Here is a 25048-nt window from a genome sequence, read left to right as displayed (position 1 = left end):
TACCGACCGTCCCTCCCTGTTGTGCGACCGGCATGAAAACGATCGTCCTCGGCGCCGGTGTGATCGGCGTCGCTACTGCGTACTATCTGAGCGAACGAGGCTGCGACGTCACGGTCGTCGAACGGGAACCGGGCGTCGCGCTCGGCACGAGCTTCGGCAACGCCGGTGTCATCGCGCCCGGCTATGTCACGCCGTGGGCCGCGCCCGGCATGCCCGCGAAGCTCATCAAATATCTGCTCAAGCCCACTTCGCCGCTCATCTTCCGGCCCACGCTCGACGCCGCGCAGTGGCGCTGGATCGCGCGCTGGCTGCGCGAATGCGATCTCGCGCGCTTTCGCGTGAACAAGCAGCGCATGCAGCGCATCGCCTATTACAGCCGCGAGTGCCTGCACGCGTTTCGCGCCACGCACGCGTTCGAGTACGGGCGCAGCCAGGGCTATCTGCAACTCTTTCGCAGCGAGTACGACCTCGAACTCGCGCAACCGGCGCTCGGCGTGCTGCGCGATGCGGGCATCGTCTATCGCGAGCTCGATTCCGCCGCGTGTGCGCAGGTCGAGCCGGGGCTGGCCTGGTCCCGCGTGAAACCGGTCGCGGGCGTCTATCTGCCCGAAGACGAGGCCGGCGACTGCGCACGCTTCACGCGCGAACTGCGCTCCGTATGCGAAGCACGCGGCGTGACGTTCATGTTCGATACCGAAGTGCTCGCGCTCGAAGCCGCCGGCGGCAAGGTGAACGGCGTGCGTGTGCGCGCGGTGCCCGGCCGCCGCAAAGCGAACAACCGCAAGGACCGGCGTGAGCAGCGCCGCGCGCCGGCCGAGGTGCTGCGCCCCGCCGAGCGCAGCGAGCCCACCGACGACACGCCGCACACGCTCGCCGCCGACGCCGTGGTGGTCGCGCTAGGCGTGGAGAGCGCGGCGTTGGTCGCGCCGCTAGGCGTGCGCGTGCCGCTGTATCCGGTGAAGGGCTATTCGGCCACGCTGCCCGTGGTGGACGATCAGAAAGCTCCGCGTGCCGCGCTCATGGACGAGTCGCTCAAGACGGCGATCACGCGCTTTGGCCCGTATCTGCGTGTGGCGGGCACCGCGGAACTGGGCGACCACCGCGCGACGCTGCGCGAGCAGGCACTGCATACGCTCATGAAGGTGCTCGACGACTGGTTCCCGCATGCGGCGACGCCTTCGTCTGCGCAATTCTGGGTAGGTCGCCGGCCGATGGTGCCGGACGGCGCGCCGCTGCTGGGCACATCGGGCGTGGACGGGCTGTGGCTGAACGTCGGGCACGGCTCGACGGGCTGGGCGATGTCGATGGGCTCGGGCCGCGTGCTCGCGGACCTCGTCACGCAGCGTACGCCGGAAATCGATCTCGATGGTTTGACGCTGGCGCGATATCGGCACTAAGCAGCGGCTGCGACTGCAACGCGTCTCGACGACTCAACCGAGCGCGACGCTCGCCAACGCCTCGTAGCGCGCGCCCTGCTTCGCGAGCGTGCTCGAATACAGCACCAGCGACTCGAAGCTCAACGGCGGCAGCGCTTCACCGCCGCTTGCCGCGGGCGCGCCCACGGCGTCGCGCGCGAAGCGTGCGAGCGTCACGTGCGGGCGGAACTCTCGCGCGTCGAGCGGCAATCCCACGTCTCCCATCAGCGAGCGCACGCGCCAGTCGAGCGCCGTGAACGCATCCGACATCGCGAGCACGGCCACCATGAGGCGCGGATGCGCGCGTCCCGGCCAGCTTTCGATATGTGTGACCGGCGCGGGCGGGATGAGCGGCGCGTGCTCCGCGAGAAGCCGTTTGAGCATGTCGCCCTGGTCGAACGACATCGCGCCGATGAAGGTCACCGTCAGATGCAGTTGCGCGTAGGGCACGCGCCGCGCGTTGGGCGGCACGTCTAGCGCGGCGAGCGCGTCGCGCGACGCCGCAGTGGGCGCAAGCGCGATGAAGCAGCGCCGCCATTGCTGTACATCGCCATCGGTGCGATCGGTCTCGCGGGCTTCGGACATGATCGGCGGGCCTCGTTCGGTCGGGCAATCGCGTCATGGTAACCCTCTCGGGCGTGGACGTAAAAAAGCCGGGTCACCCTCGCGGGTGCCCGGCTTCTGTCGTTGCGTCTCCTGCCGTCTCCCGTGCGCCCCTACGAATCGAGGGACGCACCGGATTTAGCGCGGCAGCTCCGAGCTGCCCATCAAATACGCATCGACGGAACGTGCGCATTGACGGCCCTCACGGATCGCCCACACCACGAGCGACTGGCCGCGGCGCATGTCGCCTGCCGTGAAGACCTTGTCGACCGACGTGTAGTACGCCTTCTCGCCTTCGGTCGAGGCACGCACGTTGCCGCGCGCATCCTTTTCCACGCCGAATGCTTCGAGCACCGGCGAAACCGGCTGCGTGAAGCCCATGGCGAGGAGCACGAGATCGGCCTTCATTTCGAATTCCGAGCCCGGCACTTCGACCATCTTGCCGTCCTTCCACTCCACACGCGCGGCAATCAGCTTCTCGATCTTGCCGTTCTTGCCTTCCAGACGCTTCGTGGCGACCGACCAGTCGCGCGAGCAGCCCTCGTCGTGCGACGACGACGTGCGCAGCTTGATCGGCCAGTACGGCCACACGAGCGGCTTGTTCTCTTCCTCCGGCGGCTGCGGCAGCAGTTCGAACTGCGTCACGCTCTTCGCGCCGTGGCGGTTCGAAGTACCCACGCAGTCGGAACCCGTATCGCCGCCGCCGATCACGACCACGTGCTTGCCCTTGGCGAGCAACTGGTTCGGCAGCTTGTCGCCGGCGTTGACCTTGTTCTGCTGCGGCAGGAAGTCCATGGCGTAGTAGATGCCTTCGAGCTCGCGGCCCGGCACCGGCAGATCACGCGGCGTTTCCGAGCCACCAGCGATCACCACGGCGTCGAACTGGTCCTTCAGTTCGTCCGGCGAGATCGTTTCCTTCGCCGTGTTGCCGATGTACGCAGGCAGTTCGCCCTTGCCGATGAACACGTTGGTGCGGAACGTCACGCCTTCGGCTTCCATCTGGCGCATGCGGCGGTCGATCAGCCACTTCTCCAGCTTGAAGTCGGGGATGCCGTAGCGCAGCAGGCCGCCGACGCGGTCGTTCTTCTCGAACACGGTCACGTCATGACCGGCACGCGCAAGTTGCTGCGCGGCGGCGAGGCCTGCAGGGCCCGAACCGACCACGGCAACCTTCTTGCCCGTCTTGTGCTTCGCGACTTGCGGCGCGACCCAGCCTTCGGTCCAGGCCTTGTCGATGATCGCGTGCTCGATCGACTTGATGCCGACGGGATCGTCGTTGATGCCGAGCGTACACGCCGCTTCGCAGGGCGCCGGGCAGATGCGGCCCGTGAACTCGGGGAAGTTGTTCGTGGAATGCAGGACGTCGATCGCGCTCTTCCAGTCCTGGCGGAACACGAGGTCGTTGAAGTCCGGAATGATGTTGTTGACCGGGCAGCCGTTGTTGCAGAACGGGATGCCGCAGTCCATGCAGCGTGCGCCCTGGACCTTCGCGTCGGCGTCGGAGAGCGCCGCCACGAATTCCTTGTAGTGCTTCACACGCGTGAGCGGTGCTTCGTACGCCTCATGCTGGCGCTCGAACTCGAGAAAACCGGTTGCCTTACCCATAGGGTTCTCGTCTATCTCTATCTATTCGGTGAGGGGACCGCGCCCGCCGCCGCTTCAGTGAGCGCGGCGGGCGCTTCGTCTTTGAGTCGTTTCGACGCTTAAGCGGCCAGTTCTTCCTGGTTCGCCTTCTTCGCGCCGAGTTCGCCCAGTGCGCGCTTGTATTCCGTCGGGAACACCTTCACGAACTGGCGGCGCGCCGCATCCCAGTTTTCGAGCAGCGCCTTGGCGAGCGGCGAGCCCGTGAACTGGAAGTGACGCTCGACGAGTCCCTTGAGCAGCGCTTCGTCGGTCTGGCCCGTGTGCCACAGTGCGCGGTCCACGGTGCGCTCTTGCTCGGCCTGTTGCAGGACCGGGTCGAGCGCGACCATCGACTTGTTGCACTTGCCGGCGAACGTACCGTCGGGGTCGTACACGTAGGCGATACCGCCCGACATGCCCGCCGCGAAGTTACGGCCCGTTTCGCCGAGTACGACCACCGTGCCGCCCGTCATGTATTCGCAGCCGTGGTCGCCCGTGCCTTCGACGATCGCCGTCGCGCCCGAGTTACGCACCGCGAAACGCTCGCCCGCCACGCCGCGCAGGAAGGCTTCGCCTTCGAGTGCGCCGTACATCACCGTGTTGCCGCAGATGATGTTTTCTTCGGACTTGCCGCGGAAGTCGTTGGTCGGACGGATGATGATGCGGCCGCCCGAGAGGCCCTTGCCGACGTAGTCGTTGCCGTCGCCAACCAGATCCAGCGTGATGCCGCGTGCGAGGAACGCGCCGAAGCTCTGACCCGCCGTGCCCTTCAACTGGATGTGGATCGTGTCTTCCGGCAGACCGTCGTGCCCGTACTTCTTCGCAACGACGCCCGAGAGCATCGCGCCGACCGTGCGGTTCACGTTGCGCACCGGCTGGATGAACGAGACGTGCTCGCCCGTTTCGATCGCGGCCTTTGCCTTCTCGATCAGCGTGTGGTCGAGCGCGCGGTCCAGACCGTGGTCTTGCGTGTCGACGTGCTTGCGCGCGACTTCCTCACCAACCGACGGCTGGTAGAACACGCGCGAGAAGTCGAGACCCTTCGCCTTCCAGTGTTCCACGCCACGGCGCGTGTCGAGAAGGTCCGCGCGGCCGACCAGATCGTCGAACTTGCGGATGCCCAGTTGCGCCATGATTTCGCGCACTTCTTCAGCGATGAAGAAGAAGAAGTTGACGACGTGCTCAGGCTGGCCCGAGAACTTCGCGCGCAGCACTGGATCTTGCGTAGCAACGCCGACCGGGCAGGTGTTCAGGTGGCACTTGCGCATCATGATGCAGCCCTGGACGACGAGCGGCGCCGTCGCAAAGCCGAATTCGTCCGCGCCGAGCAGCGCGCCGATCACCACATCGCGGCCCGTCTTCATCTGGCCATCGGCCTGCACGCGGATACGGCCGCGCAGCTGGTTCAGCACCAGCGTCTGCTGCGTTTCCGCCAGACCCAGTTCCCACGGCGTGCCAGCGTGCTTGAGCGACGAGAGCGGCGACGCGCCCGTGCCGCCGTCGTGACCGGCGATCACGACGTGGTCGGCCTTGGCCTTCGCCACGCCCGCTGCCACCGTGCCCACGCCCACTTCCGACACCAGCTTCACCGAGATCGACGAAACCGGGTTCACGTTCTTCAGATCGTGAATGAGCTGCGCCAGGTCTTCGATCGAGTAGATGTCGTGGTGCGGCGGCGGCGAGATGAGGCCCACGCCCGGCACCGAGTAACGCAGCTTGCCGATGTACTCCGAAACCTTGTGGCCCGGCAACTGACCGCCTTCGCCCGGCTTCGCGCCCTGCGCCATCTTGATCTGGATCTGGTCCGCCGACGACAGGTACTCCGCCGACACGCCGAAGCGGCCCGACGCGACCTGCTTGATCTTCGAGCGCAGCGAGTCGCCATCCTTCAGCGGGATGTCCTTGATGACTTCTTCGCCGATGATCGAACGCATCGTGTCGCCGTTCTTGATCGGAATGCCGCGCAGTTCGTTGCGATAACGCTTCTCGTCTTCGCCGCCCTCACCCGTGTTCGACTTGCCGCCGATGCGGTTCATCGCGACGGCGAGCGTGGCGTGTGCTTCGGTCGAGATCGAGCCGAGCGACATCGCGCCAGTCGCAAAGCGCTTGACGATTTCCTTGGCCGGCTCGACGTCGTCGATCGAGATCGCGCGCGCCGGGTCGAGGCGGAATTCGAACAGACCGCGGAACGTCATGTGGCGCTTGGTCTGATCGTTGATCAGGTGCGCGTATTCCTTGTACGTCTGGTACGAGTTGCTGCGCGCCGAGTGCTGGAGCTTGGCGATCGCGTCCGGCGTCCACATGTGGTCTTCGCCGCGCACGCGGTAGGCGTACTCGCCGCCTGCGTCGAGCATGTTGGCGAGAACCGGGTTGTCGCCGAATGCGTCGCGGTGCATGCGAATCGCTTCGTCCGCGACGTCGAACAGGCCGATGCCGCCGACCTTCGAAGCCGTGCCCTTGAAGTACTTGGCGATAAGTTCGTCAGCGAGACCCACCGCTTCGAAGATCTGCGCGCCCGTGTACGACATGTACGTGGAGATGCCCATCTTCGACATCACCTTGAGCAGGCCCTTGCCCACCGCCTTGGTGAAGTTGTAGACGGCCTTCTCGCCCGACAGATCGCCCTTCAGGCCCTGCGCCATCTGCGCGAGCGTTTCCATCGCGAGGTACGGGTGCACGGCTTCCGCGCCGAAGCCCGCGAGCAGCGCGAAGTGGTGCGTTTCACGCGCCGAGCCCGTTTCCACGACGAGACCCGTGCTCGTGCGCAGACCGTGCTGCACGAGGTGCGAGTGGATCGCCGAGGTAGCGAGCAGCGCGGGAATAGCGACGTTGTCGCGGTCCGCGCGGCGGTCCGACACGATCAGGATGTTGTAGCCCGACTTGACGGCATCCACGGCTTCCGCGCACAGCGACGCGAGACGCGCTTCGATGCCTTCCTTGCCCCAGGCCACCGGATAGCAGATGTTCAGCTCGTAGCTGCTGAACTTGCCGCCCGTGTACTGCTCGATCGCGCGGATCTTCGCGATGTCCTTGAAGTCGAGCACCGGCTGCGACACTTCGAGACGCATCGGCGGGTTGATGTTGTTGGTGTCGAGCAGGTTCGGCTTCGGGCCGATGAACGAGACGAGCGACATCACCATGTTTTCACGGATCGGGTCGATCGGCGGGTTCGTGACCTGCGCGAACAGCTGCTTGAAGTAGTTGTAGAGCGTCTTGTTCTTGTTGGACATGACCGCCAGCGGCGAGTCGTTGCCCATCGAGCCGACGGCCTCTTCACCCGACATCGCCATCGGCGCCATCAGGAACTTCAGGTCCTCCTGCGTGTAGCCGAACGCCTGCTGACGGTCGAGCAGCGCGGCGGCTTCGGCGCGCGCCGTTGCGACGTCTTCCGCCTTCGGCTCGATCTCGTCGAGCTTGATGCGCACGGCGTCGATCCAGCTCTTGTACGGCTTGGCGTTGGCGAGGTTGTCCTTGAGTTCCTTGTCGTCGATGATGCGGCCGTGTTCCATGTCGATCAGGAACATCTTGCCCGGCTGCAGACGCCACTTCTTGACGATCTTCGACTCGGGGATCGGCAGCGTGCCGGCTTCCGAGGCCATGATGACCAGGTCGTCGTCCGTGACGATGTAGCGCGCCGGACGCAGACCGTTACGGTCGAGCGTCGCACCGATCTGGCGGCCGTCGGTGAAGGCGATCGCAGCGGGGCCGTCCCACGGCTCCATCATCGCAGCGTGATATTCGTAGAACGCCTTGCGGTTCTCGTCCATCAGCGTGTGCTGTTCCCAGGCTTCCGGGATCATCATCATCATCGCGTGGACGAGTGGATAGCCTGCCATCACCAGCAGTTCGAGACAGTTGTCGAACGACGCCGTGTCCGACTGGCCCGGATAGATCAGCGGCCAGAGCTTCGGCAGGTCGTCGCCGAGCACGTGCGAGGCGATCGCGCCGGTACGGGCGTTCAGCCAGTTCACATTGCCCTTCACGGTGTTGATTTCACCGTTGTGAGCAATCATGCGGTACGGGTGAGCCAGTTCCCACGCCGGGAACGTGTTCGTGGAGAAGCGCTGGTGCACGAGCGCCAGTGCCGACACGACGCGCTCGTCCTGCAGGTCGCGGTAGTACACGCCAACCTGCCCCGCCAGCAGCAGACCCTTGTAGACGACCGTGCGCGCCGAGCACGACGGCACGAAGTATTCCTTGCCGTGCTTGAGCTTGAGCGCCTGAATACGGTGGCTCGCGGTCTTGCGGATGATGTACAGCTTGCGCTCGAGCGCGTCCGTGACCATCACGTCCTTGCCGCGACCGATGAAGATCTGGCGGATCAGCGGCTCGCTCGCCTTCACGGTGGGCGAAATCGGCATGGCGTGGTCGACCGGCACGTCACGCCAGCCCAGCACGACCTGGCCTTCGGCGCGCACCGTGCGCTCGAGTTCCTGCTCGCACGCGAGACGCGAGGCGTGTTCCTTCGGCAGGAAGATCATGCCGACGCCGTACTCGCCGAACGGCGGCAGCGTCACGCCCTGCTTGGCCATCTCTTCGCGGTAGAACGCGTCCGGAATCTGGATCAAGATGCCCGCGCCGTCGCCCATCAGCGGATCGGCGCCTACGGCGCCCCGGTGGTCGAGGTTTTCGAGGATCTTCAGGCCTTGCTGAATGATTTCGTGGCTCTTCTTGCCCTTGATATGGGCGACGAAGCCGACGCCACAGGCGTCGTGTTCGTTTTGCGGGTCATAGAGACCTTGCGCGGCGGGCACCGCGGCGCGCTGCTGGTGATCGTTCATGGGGACACCGTCAGAGTGGGGCTGTTGCCAGCCGTTGTGTTCTTGATTTAACGCCGCTTGCGTGACCGCTGTACGGCGTTGCGCGGGGTGAAACGTGCTTCCCGCGTTATGCGCCCAGGAGAGCCGAAAGGCGAATATACGCGACGAATCAAGGGGATGCAAATAAAACGTGATGTTTGAACCCCAATTATCGTCTTGGTGCATTCGCACATTTTTTTAATGGTGCCATAACAAATTGGAGCAAAAGAAAACGGCATCCGCAGATGCCGTTTATCTCGTAAACATTTGATCCGAAAAGCAATCAGTGGGTGCCGGTGCCCGGTTTGCGCTCCTCGTGCTCCGAACTCGAACCGGAGGAGCCACCGCCACCGGAGCCTTGCGAGCCGCTGGAATGGTCCGCCGAGCCCCCCGGACTTCCGCCCGATGTTGTAGCTGAACCACTCCCAGTGTGCCCAGCCCCATGCGTCGAGGTTGAGCCAGCTGGATTGGCGGCGGCGTGTGAGGTTGAATGGGGGCCAGATTGACTGACACCATGTCCGGCTGGCTGGCCGCCGCCGCCCGACCCGACCGCGGGCGCAGAAACCGCGCTCGCCGTCGCCGCCGCGCCGATTGCGCCCGGCGCTGCCGAAGGCGCGCCTGGCGCTTCGCGCACCTTGCGCGGCCGCCCGCGCGGCAGCGGCGAGACGCGCCGGTTCGCCGTGCGCGAGGCCCAATCGCGGTAGGTGTCGCTGCCGAGCACCCAGCCTTTGAGCGTGGCCTGCATGAGCTGCGTGGTTTCGCGTTCGTCGAGCGCCTGCTCGCAGAGTTCGCGATACGCGCGCTGACGCTCGAACGGCGTATTGCCGAGCGCCCAGTACAGCGGATGGTCGGTGATGAGGCTGTCGACGGTCAGGCCGATGTGATGCCGGTAGCTCGACCATCGATAGTCTTCGGGCGCCGTCACAAGATGACTGCGCACCGGTGCGAGCTCGACGACGCGGCTCGCCAGCAGGAAGAAGCGCTCGCCTTCGATGACCGTCGCGCGATAACGCCCCTCCCAGAGCGTGCCGCGACGCGCATAGCGCCGGTTGAAATGCGCCACGTAGCGCCGGCCGACCGCCTGCATTGCCTTAGGCAGGCTGGATTCGTCGGAAGGCGTGACGAGCAGTTGCACCGCGCCGGGCATCAAAACCCACGCATGAACCGCCAGATGATGATCGCGCGCCGCGGCCTTCAGGCAGTCGATGAACAGTTCGTAGTCCTGGTCATCGACGAACGCGGGCTGCTGATCGAGTCCGCGCAGGATCACATGCTGCGGCTGATCGGGAACATAAAGACGTGCAAGCCGTGCCATGCTCGATTTTCCTGGTTCCGTTGGTGAATACCCGCAGACCCGCCAGGCCCCACCAGCGCTAGTTCTCGCTGGCATGCGGCTTTGGCGGAAAGCTCGCGGCGCCTAGTAAAAAAGCTCTAACGGTCGCGTATGGTTTGTTGCAAACGTTCTGTTCATAATGAGCGGGCCTTTCATGGAGGAGCATTAATATGAAATTAAAACAGGCGCTGGCAGGGGTCGCCGCGCTCGCCAGTTTCTCGGCAGCACACGCACAATCCGCAAACACGTTCTACGTCACCACCGGCTGGTTCCGCTTCATGCCCCAGGACACCAGCGACCCGCTGAAGGTCCTTAGCTCCGGCGGCTCGCCCGTGAACATGGCCATCCCGAACACGGGCGCCAGTATCGGTACGGCCGACACCGTGGGCTTCTCCCTCGGCTACTACATTACCGATCACTTCGCCACCGAAGCCGAACTGGGCATTCCGCCGAAGTTCGATATTTCCGGCGGCGGCACCTTCAGCAGCTTCGGCAAGGTCGGCCAGGCGAAACTCTGGAGCCCTGCGCTGCTGTTCAAGTACTACTTCAACAGCCCTGACGCAAAATTCCGTCCTTACCTCGGCGTTGGCGTGACCTACGCCTGGTTCACCGACGCGAAGATCACCAACGGCGCCTTCGAACAGGGCGTGCTTGGGGGTCCGACCAGTGTTTCGACGGATCGTTCCTGGGCCCCCGTGTTTAACCTGGGCTTCAACTACAACTTCACGAAGCACTGGTTCGCGGGTTTCTCGCTCTCGTACATTCCGATCAACGTGACCGCCACGTACAACATCAGCGCAGCCAACCAGCTCGGCACGCAACGCGTCGCGGAATCGAAGATTCACCTGAACCCGCTCGTGACGTACCTGAAGGTCGGCTACAACTTCTAACGCGCCCCGGCGCCCCGCATTACCTCGCGCCGGCCCTTCGCCTCGCCCCTGCGGCATCAGGCGAAGGGCTGCGTTTTCCGCCCCGCCGTTGCCTTCCCGCCTTAGCGTCTCCATCGAATTTTCCCCGCTTGTCGCATGGGCTTATCCTGATTCTATGCCTCTGCGAAAAAGCGTGCTGTCCCCGTAATCACCTGTTTTGTCACCAGAGAACGAAGCCCCGTCTGGCGGGCGTTTGCGCCCAGCTCGCTGCGCTCGTTCAACTCTTGGGCACCGGAATTGCGCAATACTTGCACTCCGGTCCTCGCCCTTCCGCGCCCTTTTTCGTGCGCGCCGCGGCGAGCCTTTACCTGTGACTTTTCAACGACGGAGCCATACATGAGCGCCTTTCCGAACACGCGAGAAGCCCTCGGAGATTCCTGGACGCGCACGAGCCGCCACGCGCGGCGCATTGCGCGCCGCGGCCGCAGCGCCGCCGCCGATATCACCGACGAGTTGCGTGATCTGCTCGCCGAGCTGGAAAACACGCTGGGCGAAGGAACCCAGGCCGATGCCGCCGCGTTGCGCGCCGACATCCGCAAGCGTCTCGACGCCGCCCGCGAGCGGCTCGAAGTGGCGCGCGCCACCGCGCGCGAGCACACTGACGCGGCCATCGCCAGTGCAGACGACTACGTGCACCGCAATCCGTGGCAGGCTGTAGCGATCGTCGGCGGTGTGGCGCTGATAGCGGGCGCGCTCCTCGCGCGCCGCTGAACGAGGATCCGGGCGCTGAGCGCCCGGCTTGGGCCTCAGGCGTCGAGCGCGTGCGGCCCGATCAGGTCGATACGGTCGGTGCAGATCGTATCGACGCCCCAGCTCACGAGCTGGCGCGCGCGGTCGAGGTCATTCACCGTATAGGCGAGGATGAAGAGCCCCGCCGACTTGATGCGCGCGACGAGCGCCTCATCCAGATGGCGATGGCTCGCGTGGAGCGACACGCAGTCGAGCGCCGCGGTCTGCTCGCGCCAGTCGGCCGGCACGTGCTCGAACAGCAGGCCGCGCGGCAGGTCCGGCGCGCGCTCGCGCGCCGCCTCGAGAGCGGCATAGGAGAATGACGAGAGCAAGGGCGGCACCGCCTGTGCTTCCTCCTCCCATAGACGCGCAGTCTCCGCGCCCACCATGCGCCCTGTCTCCACGTCGCGGCCCTCGCAGGGCTTGATCTCCACGTTCGCCGCGAGTCCCAGTTCACGACAACACGCTGCGACTTGAGCAAGCGTAGGCATCGGCTCGCCCGCGAAGCGCACATCCCGCCAGCTGCCGGCGTCCAGCGCGGCCAGTTCCGCATAGCGCATGGACGCCGCCGCGCCGTGCCCGTTCGACGTGCGGTCGACCGTGTCGTCGTGCAGCAGGAAGGCGACGTTGTCGGCGGACAACTTGGCGTCGAACTCGACCATCGTGTGGCCGAGGCTCGCGCCAGTGCGCAGACCCGCCAGCGTGTTCTCAGGCGCGAGCGTGCCGCCCCCTCGGTGCGCGGCAACGCGCGGATACGGCCAGGACTTGATCAAATGGGCTCCCGAAATCGGCAGGGGCAGTGAGGTGGAACGAGCCGCGCGTTCAAACGTCGTCGGCAACGACGAAGAGACGGCGGTACTCCTTCAAGGCATAGCGGTCGGTCATGCCCGCGATGTAGTGCGCGATCAGGCGCGGCTGCAGGGCGGCGTCCTGCGTCTGGTACGGCGGAGGCAACAGGCGCGAGTCTTCGCTGAACGCATCGAACAAGCCCTTCACCACGCGCCGCGCCTTGTTGGCCATGCGCATCACGCGATAGTGGCGGTACAGGTTGCGGTAGAGGAAGCGCTTGAGCGCAGCTGCCTGCGCGGCCACGCGCTCGCTGTGCGCAACGAGCGCAGGCGCCGCGCGCACGTCGTCGAGCGACTGCGGCGCGCACTCGGCGAGGTTGCGCTGCGTCTGCCCGATCAGATCGACGATCAGCGTGTTGATGATGCGCCGCACCGTCTCGTGAATCAGCCGGCGGCCTTCGATCTGCGGATATTCGGCGCGCGCGGCGTCATAGTGCGTCTGCCAGAGTTCGACCTCGGCGAGCTGCTCGATGGTGAGCAGGCCCGAGCGCAAGCCGTCGTCGACGTCGTGGTTGTTGTAGGCGATTTCGTCGGCGATGTTGGCGATCTGCGCTTCGATCGACGGCTGCCGCCCGAGCAGAAAACGCTCGCCCAGATCGCCAAGGCGCCGTGCATGCTCGCGCGAGCAGTGCTTGAGAATGCCTTCGCGGGTCTCGAAGCACAGGTTCAGGCCGTCGAACGCGCCGTAGTGCTCTTCGAGCTCATCCACCACGGCGAGGCTCTGCAGATTGTGTTCGAAGCCGCCATGCTCGCGCATGCACTCGTTGAGCGCGTCCTGGCCCGCATGGCCGAACGGCGTATGGCCGAGGTCGTGGGCGAGCGAGATCGCCTCGACCAGATCCTCATTCACACGCAGGTTGCGGGCGACCGAGCGGGCGATCTGCGCGACTTCCAGGCTGTGCGTGAGCCGCGTGCGAAAGAGATCGCCCTCGTGGTTCACGAAGACCTGGGTCTTGTATTCGAGGCGGCGAAACGCCGTGGAATGGACGATGCGATCGCGGTCGCGCTGGAATTCGCTGCGCGCGGCAGGCGGCGGCTCGGGATAGCGCCGCCCGCGCGAGCGCGAGGCGTGCGCCGCGTAAGGCGCGAGGCCCGCCTCGAACGATGCGACCAGCGCGGCGCTGGCGTCACCGCCTTGCGCATCGCTACGCTCTTGAACACTACGGGGATCACTACGGCTGTCGCTGCGGGTGTCGCTCACCGTTCCTCCGTGAGGGGTTATCGCCGGCGGTGCGTCAGCTCTGCGTCGCGGCGGCGAGCGTGGCCTGCACGGCTTCGTCGGGCGCACGGCCGATGTGCGTCTCGCCAAAGCGCTTGAGCAGGATGAACTTGATCGCCCCGCCCTCGGCCTTCTTGTCGACCTGCATCAGTTCGACGTAGCGGTCCGCGCCGAGCGCGGGCGCGCGCACCGGCAGCTTTGCGGCCTCGACTACGCGCACGAGCCGCGCGCGCGACGCTTCGTCCAGCATGCCCATGCGCACCGAGAGATCAGCCGCCATCACCATGCCGCAGCCCACGGCTTCGCCGTGCAGCCACTCGCCGTAGCCGAGCCCGGCTTCGATCGCATGGCCGAACGTATGGCCGAAGTTGAGGATGGCGCGCAGGCCGCCTTCTCGCTCGTCGGCGGCCACGACCGATGCCTTGATTTCGCACGAGCGCTTGACTGCGTGCGCCAGCGCTTCGGGCTCGCAACGATTGAGCGATTCGACGTTGGCTTCGATCCAGTCGAAGAATTCGGCGTCTGCAATCGCGCCCGTCTTGATGACTTCCGCAATGCCCGCCGCCAGTTCGCGCTCCGGCAGCGTGGCAAGCGCGCCGATGTCGGCGATCACGGCTTGCGGCTGGTAGAACGCGCCGATCATGTTCTTGCCGAGCGGATGATTGATACCCGTCTTGCCGCCCACCGACGAATCGACCTGCGAAAGCAGCGTAGTCGGCACCTGGATGAACGGCACGCCGCGCATGTAGCAAGCGGCCGCGAAGCCCGTCATGTCGCCTGTCACGCCGCCGCCCAACGCGATGAGCGTGGTCTTGCGGTCGGCACGCGAGGTGAGCAGCGCGTCGAAGATCTCGTTGAGCGTTTCCCAGTTCTTGTGCGCCTCGCCGTCGGGCAGCACCACCGTGTTGACGTCCTTGCCGAGCGGCGCGAGCGCGGCGCGCAGCCTCTCGCCGTAGAGCGGATCGACGACGGTGTTCGTCACGATCGTCACCGACTTGCCGGCGATATGGGGTGCGAAAAGCGCCGTCTGGCCGATCAGGCCGGAACCGATATGGATGGGGTAGGCGCGGTCGCCCAGTTCGACGTTGACGGTAATCATGCTCTGAATCTAGTGGGTTGCTGGTGCGCTACCTGATCCTGCGCGCTACTCGCGCGCCGTGGCCCGCGCGACGCCGGCCATGTCGAGCTGCATCAGCACCATGTTGACGAGTCCGTTGACCGAGGGCCGGCCCGTTTCGATCACGAAGTCCGCGACTTCGCGGTAAAGCGGGTCGCGCACTTCGTAAAGCGCTTCGAGCCTGGCCTTGGGGTCTTCGGTTTGCAGGAGCGGGCGGTTCTTGTCGCGCCGCGTGCGCAGCCACAGGTCGTGAGGATGCGCCCGCAAATACACGACGAAGCCGCGCGCCTTGAGCGCCGCGCGATTCTCGGGCCGCAGCACCGCGCCGCCGCCGGTCGCGAGGACGATGTTATCGCGGCCCGTGAGCTCCTCGATCATCTGGGCCTCACGGTCGCGAAAGCCTGCTTCGCCTTCGAGTTCGAAGATCACCGGGATGCGCGCGCCCGTGCGCGCCTCGATCTCGTGATCGGAGTCGAAGAACGGACGCTCCAGCCGGCGCGCGACCGCCCGGCCCACGGTCGTCTTGCCGGCGCCCATGAGCCCTACGAAAAATACATTGGCGTTTGCGTCCCGCACTTGCAGCGTTTCCTACGAAAGGTTGGTGCCGCAGCTTACTGGCAAAGCGGCGGCGTTGTCGAGCCTGCGGCCCCGGCGATCCGGCCCCGCAAGCACGTTGGTACAGGTTGACCTCCGATTCGCTCGACGAATGAGGGTCAATTCGACTCCACGACACGCGGCGTGATGAAAACTACCAGCTCGCTGCGCTGATCCCGATGCGCGCGATGCGAAAAAAGCGCGCCCAGAACCGGTATTTTGCCCAGGAGTGGCACACGCGTCACATCTTCGCGATCATCGGTCGCGTCAATGCCGCCGATCGAGACCGTTCCGCCGTCCTCGATTTCGACGCGCGTCTGCACGTGTTTGGTGTTAATCGCAGGCCCAGCGGCCGTTTGCTCGCCGACACTGTCCTTCGCCACGTCGAGGTCGAGAATCACGCGGCCATCAGGGGTGATCTGCGGCTCGACTTCGAGTTTCAGGCTTGCGCGCCGGAACTGCACGCCGGAAACGCCCTGCCCGACCTTGGCCTGATAGGGCAGCTCCGTGCCCTGCTCGACGACGGCCTTCGTGCGGTCGGCGGTGACGACGCGCGGACTCGACACCACACGCCCGCGCCCTTCGGCTTCTAGCGCGCTCAACTGGATGTCGAGCAGGCGCGTGGCGCGTGCGGCCAGCAGCGTGAGCCCGAGGCCTGCGGCCTCGAAGCCCGATATCGGTCCCGCCGCGAGGTCGAAGACCGTGCCGTCCGCTCCCGTGGTCATGCCGCGGGCCGTCGTGCCGTCCACGCTCACCGGCGTCACGCCAAGACGCACGCCCAGCTCGCGCGACAGCCCTTCGTCTCCTTCAACGATGCGCGCCTCGATCAGCACCTGGCGCGCAGGCGCATCGAGCCGCCGCACAAGCTCGCCGATCTGGTCGAGCCGCGCCGGCAGGTCGGTGACAAACAAAAGGTTGGTGCGCGCGTCAGCCACCGCCGCGCCGCGCTTCGAAAGTGCGCGCTGCGTCCCCGAGCCAGTCAGGAACCGGCGCAAATCCTCGGCGCGCGCGTAATGCAACTCGAACGAGCGGCTTGCGAGCGGCTCCAGCTCTGCGGCCCGAGCGTGCGCCTCGTAGCGCTGCCGCTCGCGCGCAGCCACCTCCGCGGCGGGCGCAACCCAGATCACATCGCCGATGCGCGACATCGCGAGGCCGTTTGCCTCCAGCAGCAGGTCGAACGCGGTGCGCCACGGCACGCGGTCGAGGCGCAACGTCACCACGCCGCGCGCGTGATCGCTCGCGACAATATTGAGCTTCGTGAACTGGGCGAACGCGTGCAGAACGGCGGTGAGTTCCGCGCGCTGGAAGTTGAGCGTGATCGGTCGATCCGGCGGCAAGCCGTCGTTTGCTGCCGCGGCGTCGCCAAGACGCAGCGGCGCGCGCATGGGTACGGGCGGCCCTTCGAGCGGCGCGGCCGCCGGTGCGTCGCCGCCGGGTTCGCGCGATGGTTGGGGAGCAGGCGGCGTCGCGCTAGCGTCGTCGTCCGCATTTGCCGGCGAGAGGAATTCGGGCGCAGGGGCGTCGCTGCCTCCCGTGAATGGATTGGCGATCCACTTTGCTGCCGCGGGCTCCCCCGCCCCATCGGGCAACGGCGGCGCTTCGTAGCGCGCGAGCGCCACCGGCGAGCGCGCCCATGCGGGTTGCGGCAACGGGACCACGGCCCATGCAACGCACGTGACAACACTTGCCATCGACGCGACGAGGACAGCAACGCTCCACTTGAGCGCGCTCATTTCGGCGCCTCCGCCCAGCCGAGCGCGCGAGCCGTCCCACCCGCCGCGACGACAACCCGCGCCGGCCCGATTTCCACCACGCGAGCGTCGCCGATCGCCTCGCCCGCCCGCGCGGTCACGACACCCTCAGGCGTTTCGACGAGCGCAATGATGCGCTGCCGATCCTGGAGGATGCCGGCGAGGCGCCACCCGTCGTCCGCCTTCCCGCCCGCAGCCGCGTGCGCGAAGGGATCGCGAGCCGCCGCTCCCGGAGCCGCCACCGCCAGCGGCACAGCGGGAAGCGCATCGTACACACGCAACGTCGCCGAGACCGATAACCCAGTTCCCGTGCGCCGGATTCCAAGTTCGGATGGCACCGTGAGCGCCGGCTCGCGCGCAAGCCCTTCGAGCAGTCCGCGCAGTTGGGCGAAGCTGCCTTGCGCGACCAGCTTGATGGACCGGAACGCCTCGGCTTGCGCGCCGCCCGCGGCGCCTGGCTCCAGCGCATGCAGCACGAGGCCCGATTGCGCGGCGAGTTGCGAGATACGGCGAATGTCGTCCGCGGAATTGCCAGCAAACGGCGCGCGCGAAGGCGTTCGCGTGGCGGCTTCGCGCTGCGCGGGCAGGCGTGCCAGGATTTGCCGGGCGTTGGCGTACCGCTTTTGAGCGTCTTCCAGCGCGGCGCGCGCCGCGTGCACGCCAAGCGGATCTCCGACGATGCACGCGACACTCGCCGCTGCAAGAGCCAGCACGGCAATCGTCAGCGCGACAGACAGGCGGCGGCGCGCGCTCCACGCGTGAAGCGGCGACCAGATGCGCAATGCGCTGCCTTCGCCTGCGTGAGCCGCAGCCGTCCCTCGCTGTTGTGCTGCGTGCGCGGGCATCGTGCTCATGCTGCCCCCTTCGGCACCGCACCACTCGACGCTCGCGGCGCGCCGGTCCGCGGCACAGCGCTCGCGCCTTGCCAGACGAGATGCGCCGCCACGCGAATCGGCTCGCCGTCGCTCGCTCTGTCGCGTGCCGCGCCTGCAGGCGCGGCGCGCTTGAGTTCGCGCACGCTCACGGCTTCGACATCGGGCAGCGCGCGCAGCCTGCCGAGCCAGGCCGCCGCTGCCGATTCGTCCGCCGCGCTTGCCTGCAGATCGGCTTCATCGGCGAACTGCGCGAGCTGCTGCAAACCAACGCCGGGCGGAACGTCGCTAGCCAGAGCGTCGGCAAGGGCAAAAAAGCGGGTCGTAGTCCGTGCGTGCTGCCGGGCGAGTTGATCGCCGGCGCGTCGCGCTTCGCTCGCCCGCGTGAGGCGCTGGGCCTCCGCGAGCGGCGCGCGCCAATGCGCCAGCGGCTGCTCCAGCGCCTCGCGCCGCGCCTCGAACGCGCCGTATTCGACGCGCTGCCAAAGCACGACACCCAGTGCACACACGCACCCGCCAAGCGCGGCAGCGCCCCATTCGAGCAGACGCCGGCGCCGCAGCCTGCGGATGGCGCGCTGCCGCCACGGCAGCAGGTTGAATCCGCCGATGGCCCGCCGCGGAAGGACGCGCACGTTGCGCGCGAGCGTCATTCCGCCACCCCGCGCAACGCGAGTCCGAACGCCACCGCACACGCCGGATCATGCAAAAGCGTTGCCGGGAGCGGCCACTCGATGTCGGCCAGCGGCCCGCATTCGAAGGGCAGCACCGGCGCGCCGAGCGCGTCGCCGATGTCGGCCAGCGAGAAGTTCACACCGCGTAGCATGGCAAGCTCACCTGAGACCTGCACGCAGCCGGCCTGCTCGCCGTCGGCGAGATCGCGCAGCGCCTCAACGAGATCGGCATGTTCGAGTGCGGGAAAGCGCATGTGCCGGATGACCGAGTCGTCGACGAGAAACCAGCCGTGCACGCCTTCCGGGCCGACCCAGATCGCCACCCAGGGTTCGTGCGGCGGCAACTCGTATATCGCCGCGTGCCGCATGGCGCGCAACGCGGCGTGTGCCTCGTCGTCCATGGCGCACAGCGTGATGCCCGCTATTGCCGCGCATTCGATGCGCGCTTCGAGATGCTGGCGCGCCGTCGCCGCGATCATTACCTGCGCTTCGTGGCTGCGTGGCGTGGCCGGCAGCACGCTCCAGTCGACCGCCAGCTCGCCGCGCTCCATGCCCGCCACGCGTTCCGCCTCCGCCAGCACGAGCGGCTCGAGCGTGGCGTGAATACCCGACTCGTCCACCGCGCCCGCAGGCGCAAGATGCGCGAGCGGCACGGTCGCGACGAGCGTTGCGCTCGTGGGCATCGCCATGGCACAACGCAGCGACGCCGCGGTGCTGGCGCGCGGCAACTCGCCAAACACGCTGCGAAGCGCCGCGACGATGGCCGCCCGGTCGACGATTTCCACGCCCGCCATCGCCTCACGCGCAAGTGGCGCGCTTGCCAGCCATTCGAGGCGCACCGGCCCCGCGCCGACAATGCGCTGGCTCAACACCACCAGCGTGACGCCTCGCACACCCAAGTCCACTCCCGCGGCGAAGCGGCGCGCGCCCAACAACACCGGATTCCCGAAACCCATCGCAACCCTCCCGTACGTCCGCGCGCCGCAAACCGTTCGCAGCGCGTCGATGGGGAAATTGTGCGAATCGGAGCGGCGCTCGAATACTCAGCCGAACGGCCAACGATCGGCGCCAGGCGCTATCCACGCGCGAGGGGCGCGTCTACAGTGCGAGTATCTACAGATGCGCCGACAGGAGCGTCCCGCTCGCGTGCTCGCCAGCGCCGCCCATGTAAGCATCTCGAAAGCCCGCGGGCGAGCGGCGGCTATAATCGCGGGACCGTTTTTCTGGTGTTCGTATGCAAGATCAGCTTCCTCCGTCCGTACCGCCTTCCACGCCGCCCGAGCCGCCCCGGCGGCGCAAGCGCCCGTGGTGGGCCACGCTGCTGATCGCCTTTTTCGGTCTGATCTTCGCGGGCGTGGTGAGCGTGGCGCTGGTACTCGGCTACGCGCTCGTCGTGGCTACGCCCAACCTGCCTTCGCTCGAGGCGCTCACCGACTATCGCCCGAAGGTGCCGCTGCGCATCTATACGCGCGACCACGTGCTGATCGGCGAATTCGGCGAGGAGCGGCGCGACGTCGTCCATTTCAAGGACGTGCCCGACAACCTCAAGAAGGCAATTCTGGCGATCGAGGACGCGCGCTTCTACGACCATGGCGGCGTCGATCTCGCCGGCATCGCGCGCGCGGGCTTCGTCGCGCTCACTAATGGCCACGCCACCCAGGGCGCCAGCACGATCACCATGCAGGTGGCGCGCAACTTCTTCCTGTCGAGCGAAAAGACCTACACGCGCAAGATCTACGAGATGCTGCTCGCCTACAAGATCGAGTCGAAGCTCTCGAAGGATCAGATTCTCGAGGTGTACATGAATCAGATCTATCTGGGACAGCGCGCGTACGGTTTCGCGAGCGCCGCGCGCGTGTACTTCGGAAAGGATCTGAAAGACCTCACGCTTGCCGAATGCGCGATGCTGGCAGGGCTTCCCAAGGCGCCGTCGGCCTATAACCCCGTCGTCAATCCGAAGCGGGCCAAGGTGCGCCAGGAGTACATCCTCCAGCGCATGCTCGAACTGCGCTACATCACCCAGGAGCAATACGACGCGGCCGCTGCCCAACCGCTCGTCGTCAAGGGGGCGGGCAAGGAATTCAGCGTCCACGCCGAGTACGTCGCGGAAATGGTGCGCCAGATGATGTACGCGCAGTACCACGAAGAGGCGTACACGCGCGGGCTGAACGTCGTCACCACCATCGACTCCGCCGATCAGGACGTCGCCTATCGCGCGCTGCGCCGAGGGCTGATGGACTACGAACGGCGCCACGGCTATCGCGGACCCGAGGCGTTCATCGACTTGCCCACGGATACCGACGAGCGCGAGCAGGCCATCGACGACGCCCTCGTCGAACATCCCGACAACGGCGAACTCGTTGCAGCAGTCGTGACGGCGGCGAGCCCGAAGGAAGTGCGGGCCACGTTCATGGACGGCAACACGACGAGCATCACCGGCGACGGGCTGCGCTTCGCGCAGTTCGCGCTCAGCACGCGCGCGCAGCCGTCGCAGAAGATCCGGCCAGGCGCGATCATCCGCGTGGCGCGCAACAACGCCGGCGAATGGTCGATCACGCAGTTGCCGCAAATCGAAGGCGCGTTCATCTCGATCGTGCCGCAGGACGGCGCGATCCGCGCGCTCGTGGGCGGCTTCGACTTCAACAAGAACAAGTTCAACCACGTCACCCAGGCGTGGCGCCAGCCGGGTTCGAGCTTCAAGCCGTTCATCTACTCGGCGTCGCTCGACAAGGGGCTCGGGCCGGCCACCGTCATCAACGACGCGCCGCTCTTCTTCAGCGCCGCCGAAACCGGCGGCCAGCCGTGGGAGCCGAAGAACTACGGCGGCGGCTTCGACGGCCCCATGAGCATGCGCACGGCGCTCATGAAGTCGAAGAACCTCGTGTCGATCCGCATCCTCAACCACATCGGCACGAAGTACGCGCAGCAGTACATCACGCACTTCGGCTTCGACGCCGACCGGCATCCCGCCTACCTGCCGATGGCGCTCGGTGCGGGTCTCGTCACGCCCTTGCAGATGGCCGCCGGCTACTCGGTGTTCGCCAACGGCGGGTATCGCGTGAATCCGTATCTGATCGCCGAGGTCACCGACCAGCGTGGCATGGTGGTCGCCCAGGCGCAGCCGCTCGTGGCTGAGCAGAACGCGCCGCGCGCGATCGACCCGCGCAACGCGTACATCATGAACAGCCTCTTGCAGAGCGTGGCGCAGCGCGGCACCGGCGCGAAGTCGAATGTCCTCAAGCGCACCGACCTGGGCGGCAAGACCGGCACGACCAACGACTCGCGCGACGCGTGGTTCGCGGGCTTCCAGCACACGCTGGCCGCGATCGCGTGGATCGGCTACGACAATCCGCGCAGCCTGGGCGACAAGGAAACGGGCGGCGGCCTCGCGCTTCCGGTGTGGATCGACTACATGCAGAAGGCGCTCAACGGCGTGCCCGAGTACAAGATGGCGATGCCGGACGGCGTCATCACGCTCGGCGACGAGCTCTACTACGCCGACGCCACGCCGGGTCACGGCTTCGTCTCCACGGTGGGCATCAGTCAGGCGGCGCTCGAGGCATCGGCGAGCGGTGCCTCAGGTGCGGGTGGCGCCGATACCGCGCCCACGCCGGAGCACGTGAATGCGAAGGAGAAGGAAGACATCATGAATCTGTTCCGCGGGCACTGAAGCTCGCCGGAACCGAAACAATGAAAAACGGGCGCCAGCTTTTCAACTGGCGCCCGCTTCTTTTACATCCTCACGCTTGCGCGTTCACGGCTCGAACCGCACCGCTTCGCCCGCCTGCTCCGTCGCGTAGGCCGTGAGCGCCGAGAAGAATTCGGTGCCCGTGCGCGTGTCGCGCCATTCGCCGTCGATGAAGCGATAGTGGAAACCGCCTGCTTTCGCCGCGATCCAGATCTCTTTCATCGGCGGCTGCAGATTCACGATGATCTTCGTGCGATTCTCGAATTCGAGCGTCAGAACGTTGCCGCTGCGCTCCAGTTCGATGTCTGCTTCGGCCTCGTCAACGGCCCGCTCCACGGCCGCCAGCACGGCCTCCGCGCGGCTCAGGTAGTCATTGTCTGGCATGCTAAACTCCACCGGTTATTCATTCAGGGACAATTATGCGTGTCATTTCCTGGACGCGCGCTGCGGCCCCCGGCGCATGGACGCCCCGCGCGATTCTAGCGGCTTTTGCGATCAGCGCTGTGGCGCTCGCAGGCTGCGGTCAGCGCGGCTCGCTCTACATGCCCAACGTGCCGCCGCTTCCGCCCAAGCCTAATTTCGAAACCGCGCAGCCGGAAACGGCAACGCCCGCCAGCGCGCCCGAGTCGGCTTCGGCGCCGGCCGGCATGATTCCGGACACCTCCGGCACGCCGCTCTCGTTGTCCCCCGACTCCGAACTCAGCACCACACCCGCGACCACCGGCAGCCCGCAACCGGCCTCCGATGCCACGCCAACCCAGTAAAACGCTCGCATGACCCAGTCTGCTTTTCACCGCGATAACGGCACGCTCTTCGTAGAAGGCGTTTCGGCCGCCGATCTCGCCGCACAGTACGGCACGCCGCTCTATGTCTATTCGCGCGCGGCGCTCACCGCCGCATGGCATGCCTACGCCGACGCCTGCGCCGGCCGCCGTGCGAAAGTGCACGTCGCGGTCAAGGCCAACAGCAACCTCGCCGTGCTCAACGTGTTTGCGCGCGAAGGCGCTGGCTTCGACATCGTTTCGGCGGGCGAACTTGCCCGCGTGCTCGCGGCAGGCGGGAAAGCGCAGGACGTGGTGTTCTCGGGCGTAGGCAAGACCGCCGGCGAAATGCGCGAGGCGCTCGAAGCCGGCGTGAAGTGCTTCAACGTCGAATCGATTCCCGAGCTCGACCGCCTGAACGACGTGGCGGGCAAGCTTGGCAAGAAGGCGCCGGTTTCGCTGCGCGTGAACCCGGACGTCGATCCGAAAACGCATCCGTATATTTCCACTGGTCTGAAGGCGAACAAGTTCGGCGTGGCGTTCGACGAAGCGCGCGCGACCTACCGCGCAGCCGCGGCCATGGCGCACCTGGACGTGGTGGGAATCGACTGCCACATCGGCTCGCAGATCACCGAAATCGCGCCGTATCTCGACGCCATCGACAAGCTGCTCGAACTCGTCGACCAGATCGAGGCCGACGGCGTGAGCGTCCGCCACATCGACGTGGGCGGCGGCCTCGGCATCACCTACGACGATGAAACGCCGCCCGACATCGGCGAGTTCGTGCGCACGGTGCTCGACCGCATCGAGGCGTATGGCACGAAAACGGGCAAGACGCGCGAGGTGTACTTCGAGCCGGGCCGCTCGCTCGTGGGCAATGCAGGCATCCTGCTCACCACGGTCGAGTTCCTGAAGCCGGGCTCGGAAAAGAACTTCGCGATCGTCGACGCCGCGATGAACGACCTCGCCCGTCCCGCCATGTACGACGCGTACCACGCGATGGAGCCGGTCGTTGAGCGCCAGGCTGCGCCGCAGACGTACGACGTGGTCGGCCCGGTGTGCGAAAGCGGCGACTGGCTGGGCCGCGCACGCTCGCTTGCGATCGAACCGGGCGACGTGCTCGCGATCCGTTCCGCGGGCGCATACGGCTTCGTGATGAGTTCGAACTACAACACGCGTGCGCGCGCGGCCGAGGTGATGGTCGACGGCACGCGCGTCCACCTCGCGCGCGAGCGCGAAAACGTGGCGCAGTTGTTCGCGAGTGAGCGCGTGCTGCCGGACTGACTACTTCATCCTCTCGCCCAAGCAAAAAAGCGACGCCGCGGCGTCGCTTTTTTGTTGCCTGCCAGCGCGGGCGCCGCCTACGCAGCACTCGCACCCGAGCGCGAGGCGCGCCATCGCGCAAGCAGCCACACGGCCACGCGCCAGCCGAGCAGCGCAAGCATGATCGCGCCGTAAAGCTTGGGCAGCGCGAGGTCATGCTTGCCCGCCCTCATCCACCAAAAGTGCAGGATCGCCAGCACGCCGATCGCGTAGATCAGCCGATGCAACGTCTGCCAGCGGCGTCCGAGCCGGCGCGCCATCGCGCGCGTGGAGGTAACGGCGAGCGGAATCAGCAACACGAACGCCGCGAAGCCTACCGTGATGAACGGCCGCTTGCCGACGTCCTTGAACATCGCGGCGACGTCGAACCACTTGTCGAACCAGATGTAGGTCGTGAAGTGCAGCGTCGCATAGAAAAACGCGAAGAGGCCCAGCATGCGTCGAAAGCGGATCAGCGTATTCCACCCGGTGAGGCGGCGCAGCGGCGTGACCGCAAGCGTGATGCAGAGGAACACCAGCGTCCAGAGACCCGTGGACCGCGTGATGAATTCAATTGGATTCGCGCCGAGCCCGTCCGTGAAGCCGAACAGCACGAGCCGCGCGAGCGGATACAGCGCGGCGACGAACACCGCCACCTTCGCCCACGGCAGCCAGCGCGGGCCCGTCACACTCGCCACACCCGCCTTTCGCGCTGGACGCGCCGGGGCCGCCCCCACGCGCGCGGCGGCCTGCGGTGTCGTCGTCGATTCCATCTCTCGCTCCATCAAGCTCGT

At 66.4% G+C, this 25048-nt stretch carries 18 protein-coding genes and 2 pseudogenes; 6 read left to right on the top strand and 14 right to left on the bottom strand.

Features of this window, described 5'->3' with window-relative positions; genetic code table 11:
- Window positions 1-32: 32 nt before the first annotated feature.
- The gene (locus VSR72_RS29335; protein WP_342955787.1) at window positions 33-1397 is read left to right on the top strand and encodes a D-amino acid dehydrogenase; all 1365 of its coding nucleotides are present in this window, start codon (window positions 33-35) and stop codon (window positions 1395-1397) included.
- Window positions 1398-1430: 33 nt separating this feature from the next.
- Here the strand turns inward: VSR72_RS29335 and thpR are convergent, their stop codons facing one another.
- The 4 genes and pseudogenes from thpR to VSR72_RS29315 form a co-directional block, all read right to left on the bottom strand.
- Window positions 1431-2000 carry an RNA 2',3'-cyclic phosphodiesterase gene (gene thpR, locus VSR72_RS29330; protein WP_342955786.1) on the bottom strand — a complete coding sequence of 190 codons (570 nt, stop codon included), beginning with the start codon at window positions 1998-2000 and terminating at the stop codon, window positions 1431-1433.
- 156 nt (window positions 2001-2156) lie between these two features.
- Window positions 2157-3623 (bottom strand): glutamate synthase subunit beta, encoded by a 1467-nt coding sequence (locus VSR72_RS29325; protein WP_342955785.1) that lies wholly within the window; start codon window positions 3621-3623, stop codon window positions 2157-2159.
- 98 nt (window positions 3624-3721) lie between these two features.
- The gene (locus tag VSR72_RS29320; RefSeq protein WP_342955784.1) at window positions 3722-8422 is read right to left on the bottom strand and encodes a glutamate synthase-related protein; all 4701 of its coding nucleotides are present in this window, start codon (window positions 8420-8422) and stop codon (window positions 3722-3724) included.
- 643 nt (window positions 8423-9065) lie between these two features.
- Window positions 9066-9755 (bottom strand): annotated as a pseudogene (locus tag VSR72_RS29315) (transposase); the annotation flags it as partial.
- A 188-nt stretch (window positions 9756-9943) separates the two neighbouring features.
- On the opposite strand from VSR72_RS29315, the gene VSR72_RS29310 reads away from it, so the two are divergent.
- Entirely contained in the window at window positions 9944-10663 is a 720-nt protein-coding gene (locus VSR72_RS29310; RefSeq protein WP_342955783.1) for an OmpW family outer membrane protein, read from the top strand.
- 375 nt (window positions 10664-11038) lie between these two features.
- Window positions 11039-11413: a DUF883 domain-containing protein gene (locus tag VSR72_RS29305; protein WP_342955782.1), complete on the top strand. Its 375-nt coding sequence runs from the start codon at window positions 11039-11041 to the stop codon at window positions 11411-11413.
- Window positions 11414-11448: 35 nt separating this feature from the next.
- Here VSR72_RS29305 and ugpQ read toward each other — a convergent pair whose 3' ends face one another.
- The 8 genes and pseudogenes from ugpQ to pilM all read right to left on the bottom strand — a co-directional run bounded on the left by ugpQ (window position 11449) and on the right by pilM (window position 19459).
- Complete coding sequence (ugpQ, locus tag VSR72_RS29300) at window positions 11449-12204, bottom strand: glycerophosphodiester phosphodiesterase (protein ID WP_342955781.1); 756 nt, start codon at window positions 12202-12204, stop codon at window positions 11449-11451.
- Window positions 12205-12253: 49 nt separating this feature from the next.
- A pseudogene (locus VSR72_RS29295) lies at window positions 12254-13387 on the bottom strand (deoxyguanosinetriphosphate triphosphohydrolase); the annotation flags it as partial.
- Window positions 13388-13514: 127 nt separating this feature from the next.
- On the bottom strand, window positions 13515-14597 hold the full coding sequence (aroB, locus tag VSR72_RS29290) for a 3-dehydroquinate synthase (RefSeq protein ID WP_342955780.1): 1083 nt from the start codon (window positions 14595-14597) through the stop codon (window positions 13515-13517).
- A 45-nt stretch (window positions 14598-14642) separates the two neighbouring features.
- A complete protein-coding gene (aroK, locus tag VSR72_RS29285) occupies window positions 14643-15197 on the bottom strand; it encodes a shikimate kinase AroK (RefSeq protein ID WP_342955863.1) in 555 nt (184 codons plus the stop codon).
- A 131-nt stretch (window positions 15198-15328) separates the two neighbouring features.
- Window positions 15329-16942 carry a type IV pilus secretin PilQ gene (pilQ, locus tag VSR72_RS29280; RefSeq protein WP_342955779.1) on the bottom strand — a complete coding sequence of 538 codons (1614 nt, stop codon included), beginning with the start codon at window positions 16940-16942 and terminating at the stop codon, window positions 15329-15331.
- Entirely contained in the window at window positions 16939-17814 is an 876-nt protein-coding gene (locus tag VSR72_RS29275) for a hypothetical protein (protein ID WP_342955778.1), read from the bottom strand. Before VSR72_RS29275 ends, pilQ begins: the two co-directional genes overlap by 4 nt.
- Window positions 17811-18482 (bottom strand): fimbrial assembly protein, encoded by a 672-nt coding sequence (locus tag VSR72_RS29270; protein ID WP_342955777.1) that lies wholly within the window; start codon window positions 18480-18482, stop codon window positions 17811-17813. The genes VSR72_RS29275 and VSR72_RS29270 overlap by 4 nt, the downstream gene beginning before the upstream one ends.
- On the bottom strand, window positions 18479-19459 hold the full coding sequence (gene pilM / locus VSR72_RS29265) for a pilus assembly protein PilM (protein WP_342955776.1): 981 nt from the start codon (window positions 19457-19459) through the stop codon (window positions 18479-18481). The genes VSR72_RS29270 and pilM overlap by 4 nt, the downstream gene beginning before the upstream one ends.
- Before the next feature lie 278 nt (window positions 19460-19737).
- Between pilM and VSR72_RS29260 the strand changes: the two genes are divergently transcribed.
- Entirely contained in the window at window positions 19738-22173 is a 2436-nt protein-coding gene (locus VSR72_RS29260) for a penicillin-binding protein 1A (protein WP_342955775.1), read from the top strand.
- Between the two features lie 84 nt (window positions 22174-22257).
- Here the strand turns inward: VSR72_RS29260 and cyaY are convergent, their stop codons facing one another.
- Complete coding sequence (gene cyaY, locus VSR72_RS29255) at window positions 22258-22575, bottom strand: iron donor protein CyaY (protein ID WP_342955774.1); 318 nt, start codon at window positions 22573-22575, stop codon at window positions 22258-22260.
- Window positions 22576-22610: 35 nt separating this feature from the next.
- On the opposite strand from cyaY, the gene VSR72_RS29250 reads away from it, so the two are divergent.
- A complete protein-coding gene (locus VSR72_RS29250) occupies window positions 22611-22955 on the top strand; it encodes a lipoprotein (protein WP_342955773.1) in 345 nt (114 codons plus the stop codon).
- Window positions 22956-22964: 9 nt separating this feature from the next.
- The gene (gene lysA / locus VSR72_RS29245; protein ID WP_342955772.1) at window positions 22965-24236 is read left to right on the top strand and encodes a diaminopimelate decarboxylase; all 1272 of its coding nucleotides are present in this window, start codon (window positions 22965-22967) and stop codon (window positions 24234-24236) included.
- Between the two features lie 77 nt (window positions 24237-24313).
- On the opposite strand, the gene msrQ is transcribed toward lysA, so the two are convergent.
- Complete coding sequence (gene msrQ, locus VSR72_RS29240; RefSeq protein ID WP_342955862.1) at window positions 24314-25039, bottom strand: protein-methionine-sulfoxide reductase heme-binding subunit MsrQ; 726 nt, start codon at window positions 25037-25039, stop codon at window positions 24314-24316.
- Between the last annotated feature and the right edge of the window lie 9 nt (window positions 25040-25048).

The sequence above is a fragment of the Paraburkholderia sp. JHI869 genome, assembly GCF_038900775.1.
Classification (GTDB): Bacteria; Pseudomonadota; Gammaproteobacteria; order Burkholderiales; family Burkholderiaceae; genus Paraburkholderia.
This window is presented reverse-complemented; position numbering and strand designations above follow the sequence as displayed.

Excerpts from the sequence above, each read along its gene's own strand:
- pilQ (WP_342955779.1), bottom strand. The coding sequence starts at position 16,942 with ATGAGCGCGCTCAAGTGGAGCGTTGCTGTCCTCGTCGCGTCGATGGCA.
- VSR72_RS29305 (WP_342955782.1), top strand. The coding sequence starts at position 11,039 with ATGAGCGCCTTTCCGAACACGCGAGAAGCCCTCGGAGATTCCTGGACG.
- VSR72_RS29250 (WP_342955773.1), top strand. The coding sequence starts at position 22,611 with ATGCGTGTCATTTCCTGGACGCGCGCTGCGGCCCCCGGCGCATGGACG.
- pilM (WP_342955776.1), bottom strand. The coding sequence starts at position 19,459 with ATGGGTTTCGGGAATCCGGTGTTGTTGGGCGCGCGCCGCTTCGCCGCG.
- lysA (WP_342955772.1), top strand. The coding sequence starts at position 22,965 with ATGACCCAGTCTGCTTTTCACCGCGATAACGGCACGCTCTTCGTAGAA.
- thpR (WP_342955786.1), bottom strand. The coding sequence starts at position 2,000 with ATGTCCGAAGCCCGCGAGACCGATCGCACCGATGGCGATGTACAGCAA.
- msrQ (WP_342955862.1), bottom strand. The coding sequence starts at position 25,039 with ATGGAGCGAGAGATGGAATCGACGACGACACCGCAGGCCGCCGCGCGC.
- VSR72_RS29335 (WP_342955787.1), top strand. The coding sequence starts at position 33 with ATGAAAACGATCGTCCTCGGCGCCGGTGTGATCGGCGTCGCTACTGCG.
- aroB (WP_342955780.1), bottom strand. The coding sequence starts at position 14,597 with ATGATTACCGTCAACGTCGAACTGGGCGACCGCGCCTACCCCATCCAT.
- VSR72_RS29260 (WP_342955775.1), top strand. The coding sequence starts at position 19,738 with ATGCAAGATCAGCTTCCTCCGTCCGTACCGCCTTCCACGCCGCCCGAG.
- VSR72_RS29325 (WP_342955785.1), bottom strand. The coding sequence starts at position 3,623 with ATGGGTAAGGCAACCGGTTTTCTCGAGTTCGAGCGCCAGCATGAGGCG.
- VSR72_RS29270 (WP_342955777.1), bottom strand. The coding sequence starts at position 18,482 with ATGACGCTCGCGCGCAACGTGCGCGTCCTTCCGCGGCGGGCCATCGGC.
- VSR72_RS29310 (WP_342955783.1), top strand. The coding sequence starts at position 9,944 with ATGAAATTAAAACAGGCGCTGGCAGGGGTCGCCGCGCTCGCCAGTTTC.
- VSR72_RS29320 (WP_342955784.1), bottom strand. The coding sequence starts at position 8,422 with ATGAACGATCACCAGCAGCGCGCCGCGGTGCCCGCCGCGCAAGGTCTC.
- VSR72_RS29275 (WP_342955778.1), bottom strand. The coding sequence starts at position 17,814 with ATGAGCACGATGCCCGCGCACGCAGCACAACAGCGAGGGACGGCTGCG.
- cyaY (WP_342955774.1), bottom strand. The coding sequence starts at position 22,575 with ATGCCAGACAATGACTACCTGAGCCGCGCGGAGGCCGTGCTGGCGGCC.